Consider the following 12,335-nt stretch of genomic DNA (forward strand, 5'->3'; position numbering starts at 1 on the left):
GCAACCCTTTTTTGGCCATTCGTTTCCCGTTTTCACATTTCTACCATCCAACCTTTTGTCATTCTTATATAAAAATAAATTCAAACCATACGATTCTACCATTGAAAAATGGCATATGCTTTGCTCAATAGTAAAACAAAACGCAGGAGAACACGATGAAAGTAGCTGTCACCGTCTGGGAGGAACGCATTTCACCGGTGTTTGACGCCTCACGGCGCCTGTTGATCGCGAAGATCGAAGACCTCCGGATTACGGATCGGTCCTACGTCATTTTCGATCCCGAAATGCCGTCCAACCTGACGAAAATCTTGTCGGAACTCGACGTGCCCGTGCTGATATGCGGTGCGGTGTCCCAAGTGCCGGCAACCATCATAACCAACGGCGGCATCAAACTGATTCCCTTCATCACCGGTGAAGTGAACCGTGTCCTGGAGGCGTATGCCCTGGGAAATTCTCTTTCCCCCTCCTTCGTGATGCCCGGCTGCCATGACGGTGACCACTGTGCAGAAACCCATTCACAAAAATTAAGGAGCAACCCATTGACCCAACTGCTGTTCGTCACGACCCAACAGAATCGTTTCGCCGCGCTGCAGGCGGAAATCGAAGCACGCAACGGATCGGTCGCCCGGGCGGCCTCAGGCAACCAGGCATTGGAGACCTTACGCAAAACACCTGCAGACCTTGTCGTAGTGGATGAAGACCTTGGGGACATGCCCGGGCTGACGTTCGTCGAACGGCTGGTCGCCGTCAATCCCATGATCAATTGTGCCCTTGTCAGTTCGCTTTCCGAAAAAGCGTACCACGAGGCCAGTGAGGGGCTGGGCATTTTGATGCAGCTTCCAGCCGAACCGGACCGCGGCGACGCAGAGCGGCTGATGACCCATTTGAATCAAATTTTACAAGCATAACGAGGAGAACCGATGAAAAAATCATCCGACGGTATCGGTATCATGGACAAGCCTCCGGAACCGAGTCCCGATGAACTGGCCAAACGGTCGTTGAACAAAATCAAGAACAAAATCATGGTCATGAGCGGTAAAGGCGGCGTCGGGAAATCCAGTGTCTCCGTCAACCTGGCCATCGCCCTGGCCGAAAAAGGATTCAAGGTCGGTTTGATGGATGTGGATATCCACGGGCCCGACATTCCCAGAATGCTGGGACTTTCTGGAATGCTGGAAGCCAGCGCCGACAGAAAACTGAACCCGATGCACTATTCAGACAACCTGTCGGCGGTTTCCATCGAATCGCTTATGGTCAACAAGGACGAAGCGGTCATCTGGCGGGGGCCGGTCAAACACGGCGCCATCCGCCAGTTTCTCAGCGAGGTGGCGTGGGGCAACCTGGATTACCTGATTATCGACTCCCCTCCCGGGACCGGCGACGAACCCCTCACCGTGGCGCAGTTAATCAAAGATGCCCGCGCCGTCATCGTCACCACCCCCCAGGAGGTCGCCCTGGCGGACGTAAGAAAATCGATCAGCTTTTGCAAGACCGTCAAAATGGAAATTCTCGGTCTCATCGAAAACATGAGCGGCTACACCTGCCCCCATTGCGGCAAATCCGTCGACTTGTTCGGTTCCGGCGGAGGAGAACGGACGGCGTTGCAGTCCGGGTTGAAGCTTTTAGGGCGCATCCCCTTCGATCCACGGGTGGTGCAATGCGGCGACGCCGGCGTCTCCTACAGCCGGCAGTATGCGGACTCTCCAGTCTCCAAAGCCTTTTTGGAAATCGTGGACCAGGTTGCCGCGGCCCTTGAAAAAAATTGACGGAGGAGGAAGGAGGATTGTAACGATGAAGATTGCAATCAGTGCTAATGGCCAAAACCTCGAGGCCACCATCAACGAGCGCTTCGGCCGGTGCCCGTATTTTCTCATCGTCGAAACGGACGACATGAGCTGCGAAGCGGTGCCAAATACAAATGCCGAGTTGTCCAGCGGAGCCGGCATCCAGGCGGCCAGCATGATCGCGTCCAAAGGCGTCAGGGCGATCATCACCGGCAGCTGCGGTCCCAAGGCCATGCAGGTATTTTCCGAAACAGGGCTTCAGACAATCCTGAACCAGCAGGGGAACGTCCGGGACGTCGTCGAAGCGTTTAAAAACGGAACGCTGAGCGCCACCGACCGTGCCAACGCTCCGTCAAAAGCGGGCGCTTCAGCCAATGCCGGAGCCGGCCAGGCCGCCATGGGCATGGGCGGCGGGCGGGGTCTTGGCGGCGGACGTGGCATGGGCGGCGGCAGGGGAATGGGCATGGGCGGCGGACGCGGCATGGGACGCCGATGCGGCGGCTATGGCACCGGTTTCCCCGGAGCTGGGCAGCCTTCCGGTGCATTGTCCCGGGACCAGGAACTGGCGGATTTGAAGCGTCAGGCCGATGCCTGCAAAGAGCAATTGTCCGCTATTGAGGATCGGATCAAACAACTCTCGTGAACCATGACGGTTTCGTAAAACGTTGAACATTGGTGTCATACCTGCGCAGGCGGGGTAAGGGCGAAAAATCTTTCGCCCCTACTTGAGCAATATTGAAAGTAAAAAAATGACAGACAAACTGGATGAATTCGTAGAAAACTTACAGCAGCAGATATTCGACGAAACACGCGAGGCGTTCGGTGAAGCCGGATTTCAGCGCTGGCGCAATCCTCTTTACCGGGGACCATTGGCCGACGCGGATTCCCATGCGCGGGTCACCGGAGAATGCGGCGACACCATGGAGATCTTTCTCAAATTCAAGGAAAATCGCGTGTGCGACGCCGCCTATCTGACAGACGGTTGCGGATCGAGTACGGTGTGCGGCAGCTTTGCCGCGGAGATGGCCATCGGCAGGACACCGGACGAACTCACGGACATTACCGGCGACGCCGTTCTGGAGAAGCTGGGAAACTTTCCGGAAGAAGACCGGCACTGTGCCTTTCTGGCAGCGGCAACGGTTCAGGAGGCGTTGAACCTTTATATGAATAACATCGTCTCCGAAAAATAAAGGCATGAATCACTCATGATGGTTTCGCAAAAAGTACCAGATTCGTCATGCCGGACTTGATCCGGCATATAGAAACAATTGAGATTACTGGATTCCGGCCTACGCCGGAATGACGAAAAGATGATAATTTCGACTTTTTGCGAGACTGTTACTCAATTTACCCCAATGCTGGCCAATACCCATGAAACAGCCTGACTACCGTTATCTTTTCGGCCCGGTGCCATCCCGGCGTTTCGGACGTTCGCTGGGGATCGACTTGACCCCACACAAGACCTGCAGCCTGGATTGCGTCTTCTGCCAACTGGGGCGCACCCGGAAGAAAACCATCGAACGGAGGGAATATGTTCCTATAGAGGCGGTCATCGAAGAAATCCGTCAATGGTTGCAAACCGATGGTGAGGCCGATTACCTGACCCTTTCCGGCTCGGGGGAACCGACCCTGCATTCAGACTTCGGGCAGGTGCTGGAATTCCTTCGCGACCAGCCCATTCCTTCGGTACTTTTGACCAACGGCACCCTGCTCCACCTGCCGGAAGTGCGTGCAGCCGCAACGTTGGCCAAAGTGGTGAAAGTATCTTTGAGCGCCTGGAACCAGCAATCCTTCGATTGGGTCAACCGCCCCCACGAAGCGATCAAGTTCAATGTGTTCATGGAGGGGCTGCGACAATTTCGCGGTGATTATAAGGGCCAATTGTGGCTGGAAGTTTTCCTGTTGTCCGGCATCAACGCCATGCCCGCGGATGTTGAAAAAATTGCACGTCTGGCCCGACAAATCCATCCCGAGCGTATTCATCTCAACACCATCACCCGCCCGCCGGCAGAAGATTTTGCCGCCGCCGTGCCCATTGAGCAGCTTGAGGAACTGGCAACGTTATTCGATCCGCCCGCCCGCATTGCTGCCGGGCTTCCAGTTCAAAGAACAACGGAGGTCGAGGTCAACGAGGCTCGGATTCTGGGCATGCTCAAGCGCCGACCCTGCACCATCAAACAGATCGAAACGGCCTTCGGCATGCACATCAACGAGGTATCGAAAATTCTCGGCCAACTGATTCACCAAAACCGGATCCGCGCCGACCTGAGAAACAAGGAAGTGTATTACACCTATCGTTAGCTTCTTTTACGAATCCGTCAAACTTTAAAACCGGAGACAATGACGTTGAGATCCGAAGCCATCCGCTCCAGTTCTTCTGCCTTTCCCATCATTTGATCGCTGCTGCTGACAAAGTGACCGGCGCTCTGGTTGACGACGGCGATATCCTTGGTGATTTCCTCCGCCACTGTGGAACTTTGGCTGACGTTCTCGTTTACTTCCTGGATGCCCGTTGAGGCCTGATTGATGTTGTTGGCGATCTCCTGGGTGGTTGCGCTCTGCTCTTCCACGGCCGTTGCGATGGTGCCGACGATTTCGTTGACATTGGCGATCACTTCGGAGATCTCGTTGATGCCCTGCACCGTGCCATCGGTACTGCCCTGGATGTTTTCGATCTTCTGCTTGATCTCCAGGGTGGCGGCGCTGGTCTGCTTGGCCAGTTCCTTGATCTCGTTGGCTACCACGGCAAAGCCCTTGCCGGCCTCGCCGGCCCGGGCCGCCTCGATGGTGGCGTTCAGGGCCAGCAGGTTGACCTGTTCGGAAATTTCGGTGATGGTCTCCACCACCTTGCCGATGCCCTGGGCGGCCTGTCCCAGTCCATCCATCCGGTTGGTCGTCTCGCCGGCCTTCTGCACGGCCTGGTCGGAGATGGACCGGGCCTTTTCGGCGTTTTGGGCGATCTCGTTGATGGTGGCGGTCATCTCCTCGGAGGCAGAGGCCACCATGGAGGTGTTGGTAGAGGACTGTTCCATAGCCGCGGCCACATTGTTCAAATTGGCGCTCATCTCCTCGGCGGCGGCTGATACGTTGTTGGAGCGCTGGGAGGTTTCAGCCGCACCGGCAGACAACTGAGCGGCAATTTCGGCAAATTCTTTAGACGATTGACCCACATCGGAAGAATTCGTGGCAATCTTTTGAATCATGGCTTGGAGCTTTTCCAGAAAGGTGTTGAACCAGCCGGCCAGTTCTCCGATCTCGTCCTTCTTCATGATGGGTAGGCGCTTGGTCAGGTCGCCCTCGCCTTGGGCGATATCCTTTATCATCGCTGCGGTATGATTGATGGGTTTGGTCACCGAACGCACACCGAAAAAAAGCGGGACAAGGATGCAGACCATCAGCAAGAGACAGAGAACAAGGATCCCCCACTGGATGGTCGTCAAGGTGGCAATCATATCCGACGCATCGAAGACATATGCCATGACACCGATGTGTTTGCCGCTGAAATCCTTGATGGGAAAAACCGTAATCGCGTAATTGTCTTTCCGGAGATTGGCGACCTGTGAACGGCCCTTTTCCAGGAGATCCGGTGTCAGAATGGGCTCGGTGACTTCGGAACGGGTGGACGATACGAATACGAACCGGTCGCCGATCACCGGATTTTTTGCGCTGTTCTGCAGCTTGGTGGCGATGGGCAGAAATTCCTTGTTCATATAAACGGCAATGTATTCGTGGTCATTGTTGATGCTGTACTTGACCAGCGGGTCGTAGGAGGAAAGCACCTCGGCAGAGCCCAGATACTTTCCACTGTCGGCAATGACCGGAGCAATCCCGCGAATGGCGAAACCGCCGCGGCCGATCTCGATACCCGTAATGGGAGCGTGATTTCCACTGCTGATGGTGGCCACCGTATTTCTGAAGGCAGTCAGATCATCGCTTTTATTTTGTTTCTTCTTCCACAGGCGCAGCAGACTTCTGGCTGGTGGAACGTGAAAATGGATGCGAAATGCTTTGCCGTTGGAAACGGATTCGTAGCCTTTTTCAACGCTGGCGAAATAGCGCCTGAGTTCTTTACGGGCGGCCTCCATCTGCGGATCGTCGGCATTTCGGATATCACCCTGATAGGCGGTGAGATAGGCATCCTGTACCGCTTTGGCCCGGCTGAACAGGGCGGCCTGGCCCAGCATCTTGTTGGCGATCCGTTTTTCGCTGATGGCAATATCGGCGACCTTGGATTGGGCGATCCGGTCCAGGTTGCGCTCTACCATCTTGTTCATCGTGGTTCCGGCAACCATATACAGGGCGCCTGAAAAAATCACCGTAGCCGTGACGACCGGCAGTAACATACGGGTACTTACCTTTTGCATCATTTTCATCTCTGGACTCCTTTTGAGGCGATGTCCCCGATGACCTTTGGCGGGCAAAAAATCATCGTATAAGCGGTTCCATTAGAGATTACCCGCCCCGTAACATAATCCTGCACACAATCTGAATATCGTTCACCAGATATAAAACTTAACCGTTTTTTTGTTTCCGGTAGGACTTGACGGGTCGGCTGAGCGGTGGCGGATTGGCTGGAAAAAAGAAGACTGTCGGCCTTGGTCACGCGGCCGAAATGGATTCACGGCGGTATTGGCCCGGCGGCAAGGTCCGCAGACACCCTTCGTAAGGCAGCGCCTGCGGTGTTGTCATGCGCAAGGATTTGTAGAATTACTCCCCGGTAAACACCGGGTCCCGCTTCTCTTTGAATGCCCGCGGGCCTTCCTGGGCATCCTGGCTCAAAAAGACCGGAATGGACAACTCCATTTCCCGGGCCAGGGCGGTCTTGACGTCCTTTCCGGAGTTTTCCAGGACCGCCTGCTTGATCGCCGCTATGGCCAGAGGACCGTTCTTGGCGATGATGGCGGCATAGCGCTCGGCCGCTTCCATCACCTGCGCTTTGGGCACCACCTGGTTGACAAAGCCGTATTCCAAGGCCTGCCGGGCATCCATCAGTTCACCGGTGAGCAGGATCTCCATGGCGCGGGCGTACGGTATCTGGCGGGTGAGGTGAACGGTGGATCCGCCGGCGGGAACAATCGACCATTTGACCTCCTGAAGCCCGAAACGGGCATCCTCTGCGGCCACGCGGATATCGGTGTTGTAGAGAATTTCGAAGCCGCCGGCAATGGCGTTGCCGTTGACGGCTGCGATCACCGGCTTGGAAAGGGGCAGATCGCGAAGCAGGGCATTTTGAGCCAGGGCGGGATTGGCCTGGACCTGCTTGTCGGCCTCGGTTTCCGGTTTCCTGGCGCCGGTCCACAATGGGATCAGGCGCCCCAGATCCGCACCGGCACAAAAACTCTTCTCCCCGGCACCGGTGATAATGGCGCAGCGCATCTCCTTGTCTTGGGAAAAATCCTGCCAGGCATCCGCCAGTTCGATGACCGTCTCCGGATCGAGGGCGTTGTGGGCCTCGGGTCGGTTCAGGGTAAGATAGGCAATGTGGTTTCTCTTTTCATAGATCAGGGCCATGGCTGCTCCGTTATTGGGTTTGAATCAGTGAACTATGATCGGTGAACTGTCATCCATCTTCCGTCATCCATCTTCCATCATCCGACCTCCGACCTCCGACCAACAAAGTGGTCCATGGCATTGTTCGTGCCGGTCAGGGCCACCATCCAGTCCACCCACGACGGCGGCAGCACCTTGAAAAAGGGAATCATCTTGACCATGAAGGGAATCTTCAGATAGTCCTTTTCCCGTTTCACCGTGCGAACGATTTTGCATGCCACGTCCGCCGGTTTGAGCAGTGGATTGAGCAGTGGCGGCGTAAACCCCGCAAACATACCGGTATCGATCACCGAAGGGCAGATGCAGGAGATTTTGACACCGCGGCAGCCATATTTTTTCATCTCCATGCGCAGGGCATCCGAATAGCCCACCACGGCAAACTTGGTGGCGCAGTAATCGGTTTGACGAGGCACGCCCAACAGTCCGGAAGCCGAAGCGATATTGACGATATGCCCGCTGTTGCGCGTCATCATCTTGCCAAGAAACTGGCGGGTCATCCACATGACCCCCAATGCGTTGATATCAACGATCCGGCGCAGTTCCTCGTAGGACACTTCTGCGGCCGGTTTGCCGATCACGATGCCGGCATTGTTCACCAGAACGTCTACATGCTCGAATTCTTCCAGAATCTTGGCAGCGACCCGGCCCACTTCCTCCGGATTGGAGACATCGCAGCGATAGCCTTTGGCCGCGGCCTTATTACGGGTCAACTCGGCCACGGTAGCGTCCAGTTGGTCGGGGTCGATGTCCAGGAGCACCAGGCAGGCCTCTTCCCGGGCAAACGCAAGTGCCATTTCTCGGCCGATGCCGGCCGCACCGCCAGTGATCACGACAATTTTACCATTCAACGCTTTCATTGCACACCTCATAAGGGGAAAAAAGACGCGGCTTCCGGCGGAGATGACCCATGGCAAGGAAAGATCTATGGACCGGAAGCCGCGTCGGCACAGGCACGCATCATGACGACGGTTCGACCGTCAATGAAAGGTGCAGGGTATAACGGGCCAGAATATCGGTGATCTGTTTTTCCAAAATCGCTGGATCGACGCCGGATGCGGACGTTATGGCGAGATCTACCCGGGTACCGTGGACCTTGTCCTCGCCCGCCGATACGGACACCCTTTCGACCTGATCGCCCAGCGCCTCGAGTTCTTTGAGATAAACCTTTTCGATAACATCCCAGCGCAGGGCCGGCTTGAAAATCTTGCCTACGGGCGTCAGGGGGACGGTTTCGACGATATGGATGGCTTTGGGCACGGCGGCCCTTTCGCCGATATGTTCCCGGGCGTAGGCGAGAAGATCTTCTTCGGTCATGGAACTGTCCGCGGCCAATTGGACATAGGCCACGGGCACCTCGCCGGCATGGGGATCGGGCTGAGGCACGGCGGCGGCCACCTGCACGTCGGGCAGGCGATACAATATCTCTTCGATGGTGGCCGGATCGATGTTGTGCCCCCCGCGGATGATCAGCTCCTTTTTTCGGCCGGTCAGCCAGAAATAGCCGTCCGCATCCATGCGGCCCAGATCGCCGGTGTTGAACCAGCCGTCCTGGACCCAGATGCCGGCATTGTGGGATTCTTCCACGTATCCCTTGAAAACGTTGGGCCCACAGATCGCAATGGCACCGATTTCTCCGGCTTCGGCATCCCGTAGATAACGGCCGTCGTCATCCACGACCACCACTTTCATCTGCTGGTAAGGCATGCGAATGCCGATGCTGCCCACCTTGCGCTCGCCGTTTTTGGGATTGATGGACGAAGCACAGGCCCCTTCGGTCAGGCCGTAGCCTTCGAGCACTTTCATGCCGGTATGGGCTTCGAAGCGCTTGAACATCTCTACGCTGAGCGGGGCGGCGCCGCAGATGGCATACTGGAGAGAGTCAATATCCGAATCACCCACCGGAATGTCCATCAGTGTGGAAAGCACCGTGGGGACGGCCGAGAAAAAGTTGGCCCGGTAGCGCTCCACAATGTTATAAAAATTCTTGATAACCGACGGATCGCGGTACCCCATGGGCGAGAGCATCACCACATGGGCGCCCAGGGAAAACGGCGTGATACCAGTCACGGTGGTTCCATTGACATGAAACAGGGGCAGGCCGCAAAGCACGGTGGTATCGTTCCCCAATCCGCCCATGGCGCGGATCATCCATCCCATGACCACCTCATTGATATGGGTTCGGCGGGCCAGTTTGGGCGTTCCAGTGGTACCTCCGGTGTGGTAGAGCGAGGAAACATCGTCCGGGGCAATGGTGCGATCGAAGGTCAGGCGGTCGCCGGGATACGCTGCCACCTTTTCGTCGAAGCTGTGTATCTTTTCACCGTCTCCGGGGCCCATCACACAGATGATGTGTTCGAGGGTCGGGATCTGGTCCTTGATTGCCATGACCTTTTTCCAGATCTCGGTTCCCGGAAGGTCTCCCAAAGCTACCATCACCCGTGTGCCGGCCGCCCGGCAGATGTCCCGAATCGTGTCCGGTTCCAGCATGGGATTGATGGGATTGACGACACCGGCCGCCTCGGCACCCCAGAGCACGAAGTGGGTCTGAGGAATGTTGGGCAGCAGATAGGTGACCACGTCGTTGGGACCTATGCCCAAATCGTGAAACATATTGGCGCACTGGCGAATTTTGTGGATCAGTTCCCCATAGGTGATCCGGACGGGCTGGTCCCAGCTATCACCATTAATGAGAAAACTGATGGCCACCGACTCCGGTTCGATGGCGGCGCCTTTTTCCAACACCGCAAAGGTGTTGGTTTCGGCGACGCGCTCGTTGAATGAAACCGCTTCGATGGCTTCGACATCCTTCATTCCTGCGATGACAAACGGCTCTTTCATGACGCCTCCGTGGTTTGGCTCCGGGTTTCAGGTTAACTGTATTCTAGTTTGCTCCTCAACCGCTAGTCATCAACGGTATTCGAGTTGGGAGCGAAAGGCAATTTTGAATCCGGTTATAAACTTGAAGAAGCTTCAATTCGTGGTTGACTTTTAATAAAGAATCCCATATGGGAAGTCAAGCTATTTTTGAACCTGATTATAATTTCGAACCTACTTCAAGCTTTGAACTTTTTGCGACACCACCGCGCCTTTTTTCCGGTTTCTGGAAATCAAGACGCACCCACATCGGCCGCGCAAACGGAAAGGAACGAGGAGGATCATGAAAACAACAATCAATCAGGTCTTTCGCAATCGCGTCGCAAAATACAACAATCGTCTGGCGGTGGAGAAAAAAAGAAATGGTCGCTGGGAAAGCGCTTCATGGACCCAGTATTACGACAGCGCCCGATCGGTGGGCCTGGGTCTTTTGGCCTTGGGCGTGAAAAAGGGCGACCGGGTGGCGCTGCTCTCCGAAAACCGTCTGGAATGGCTGTATACGGATATGGGCGCCCTGGGCATCGGAGCCTGCCTGGTTCCCATTTACACCACCCTCACCGCTGACGAGGTCGCCTACATCGTCGGCAACGCCGAGGTCAAAATCCTGGTGGTAGAAGATTCGGTGCAGGTAGAAAAAGCCCTTTATGCCGCTGAACAGTGCCCGGCCCTTAAGACCATCGTCGCCATGGACGGCAACGGACCGAAAAACGACAAGCTGATCTCCTTTTCCGAACTGATGCAGTTGGGAAGCAAGGCCCGGAAAAACGATCCGGAAGCCTTCGAAAAACTGGCCGGGGCGGTGGCACCGGAGGATCTGGCAACCATCGTATACACCTCGGGGACCACGGGCCTTCCCAAAGGCGCCATGATCACGCACAAGAATATCATGGCCGTCATCGATTCGCTGGATCGCATAAAGCCCGAGTTTGCCCACGATGCCGATCAGGCGGTGCCGTTTCTGCCCTTAAGCCACGTGTTCGAAAGGGCCGCTGGTCACTTTTACGGCATGTACAAGGGCATCACCTCGTCCTATGCCGAAAGCGTCAACACGGTACTCGAAGATTTCGGCGAAAAACGGCCCACTATCATCCTGGCCGTTCCCCGGGTGTGCGAGAAAGTCTACCAGAAAATTCTCATGCAGGTGGAACAGCAGCCGGCCTGGCGCCGTAAAATCTTCTACTGGGGACACGCCATCGGAGCCCGCATTTCCACACTGCGAGAAGAGAAAAAGCCGATTCCGGCCCTGCTCAAACTGAAATACCGCCTGGCCTACAACCTGATTTTCAAGAAGCTGCAGGAAGCATTGGGCGGGCGCGTGCGCTGGATGACGGCCTCCGGCGCTCCCACGGCTCGGGACATCGTTCTGTTTTTCAATGCCGCCGGGATCCAGGTGGTGGAAGGCTACGGTATGACCGAGTGCTTCGCTCCGGCCACCATGAGCAACCTGGCCGATTACCGAATCGGGACAGTGGGAAGGCCCCTTCCGGGGGTGGAAATCAAACTGGACGAGGACGGCGAAATCCTCATTCGCGGTGACAACGTTTTTAAGGGCTACTGGAAGATGCCCGAAGAGACCGCCGAAACCTTTACCGAGGATGGATTCCTCAGAAGCGGGGATATCGGAAGCTTCGACGACGCCGGTTTTCTCATGATCACCGACCGCAAAAAAAACCTGATCATTACCTCAGGCGGCAAAAATATCGCTCCCCAGAAAATCGAAAACCTGTTTTTAAGCGATCCCTTGTTCACGCATTTCATCGTCATCGGAGAGCGCAGAAAGTTTCTCAGTGCACTGCTAACCATCAACCTGGAGCAGGCCGAGGTGATCGCCCAGAAACGGGGCATCGACTGCAGCGATCTTGATGGCCTGCTGGACAATCCGGTGTTCATGCGCATCATCGACGAACATGTGGCCGAGCGCAACAGCCATTTGGCCCGCTTCGAAACCATCAAGCGCTACCGGATTATTAAAAACGAGTTCTCCCAGGAAGCCGGCGAGCTGACGCCCTCTTTGAAAATCAAGCGCAACGTCATTCAGGAAAACTACACGGATCTGATCGAATCCATGTATGCGGACGTAAACTGAGAACGGAGGACAGAGGACGGAAGTCAGAATTCGGAAGACGG

General features: G+C 55.8%; 10 protein-coding genes. 6 read left to right on the plus strand and 4 right to left on the minus strand.

Annotated elements, in window-relative coordinates; translation table 11 throughout:
* Positions 1–155: 155 nt before the first annotated feature.
* The 5 genes from GN111_RS07855 (at position 156) to GN111_RS07875 (ending at position 4,085) form a co-directional block, all read left to right on the plus strand.
* Positions 156–908, plus strand: coding sequence for a response regulator (locus GN111_RS07855; RefSeq protein ID WP_155303230.1), 753 nt, complete (start codon positions 156–158; stop codon positions 906–908).
* Between the two features lie 12 nt (positions 909–920).
* The gene (locus GN111_RS07860) at positions 921–1,766 is read left to right on the plus strand and encodes an Mrp/NBP35 family ATP-binding protein (RefSeq protein ID WP_176603282.1); all 846 of its coding nucleotides are present in this window, start codon (positions 921–923) and stop codon (positions 1,764–1,766) included.
* Positions 1,767–1,791: 25 nt separating this feature from the next.
* Positions 1,792–2,427: a NifB/NifX family molybdenum-iron cluster-binding protein gene (locus GN111_RS07865; protein ID WP_155303231.1), complete on the plus strand. Its 636-nt coding sequence runs from the start codon at positions 1,792–1,794 to the stop codon at positions 2,425–2,427.
* Positions 2,428–2,533: 106 nt separating this feature from the next.
* The gene (locus GN111_RS07870) at positions 2,534–2,974 is read left to right on the plus strand and encodes an iron-sulfur cluster assembly scaffold protein (RefSeq protein ID WP_155303232.1); all 441 of its coding nucleotides are present in this window, start codon (positions 2,534–2,536) and stop codon (positions 2,972–2,974) included.
* Positions 2,975–3,155: 181 nt separating this feature from the next.
* The gene (locus GN111_RS07875) at positions 3,156–4,085 is read left to right on the plus strand and encodes a radical SAM protein (RefSeq protein WP_155303233.1); all 930 of its coding nucleotides are present in this window, start codon (positions 3,156–3,158) and stop codon (positions 4,083–4,085) included.
* Positions 4,086–4,102: 17 nt separating this feature from the next.
* Here GN111_RS07875 and GN111_RS07880 read toward each other — a convergent pair whose 3' ends face one another.
* The 4 genes from GN111_RS07880 to GN111_RS07895 form a co-directional block, all read right to left on the minus strand.
* Positions 4,103–6,157, minus strand: coding sequence for a methyl-accepting chemotaxis protein (locus GN111_RS07880; RefSeq protein WP_155303234.1), 2,055 nt, complete (start codon positions 6,155–6,157; stop codon positions 4,103–4,105).
* A gap of 334 nt (positions 6,158–6,491) precedes the next feature.
* Entirely contained in the window at positions 6,492–7,295 is an 804-nt protein-coding gene (locus GN111_RS07885; protein ID WP_155303235.1) for an enoyl-CoA hydratase-related protein, read from the minus strand.
* Between the two features lie 77 nt (positions 7,296–7,372).
* On the minus strand, positions 7,373–8,191 hold the full coding sequence (locus GN111_RS07890) for an SDR family oxidoreductase (protein WP_170302187.1): 819 nt from the start codon (positions 8,189–8,191) through the stop codon (positions 7,373–7,375).
* A 100-nt stretch (positions 8,192–8,291) separates the two neighbouring features.
* Complete coding sequence (locus GN111_RS07895; RefSeq protein ID WP_155303237.1) at positions 8,292–10,172, minus strand: acyl-CoA synthetase; 1,881 nt, start codon at positions 10,170–10,172, stop codon at positions 8,292–8,294.
* A gap of 319 nt (positions 10,173–10,491) precedes the next feature.
* Between GN111_RS07895 and GN111_RS07900 the strand changes: the two genes are divergently transcribed.
* Entirely contained in the window at positions 10,492–12,294 is a 1,803-nt protein-coding gene (locus GN111_RS07900) for an AMP-dependent synthetase/ligase (protein ID WP_155303238.1), read from the plus strand.
* Positions 12,295–12,335: the final 41 nt, after the last annotated feature.

The organism is Desulfosarcina widdelii (genome assembly GCF_009688965.1).
Taxonomy (GTDB): domain Bacteria; phylum Desulfobacterota; class Desulfobacteria; order Desulfobacterales; family Desulfosarcinaceae; genus Desulfosarcina; species Desulfosarcina widdelii.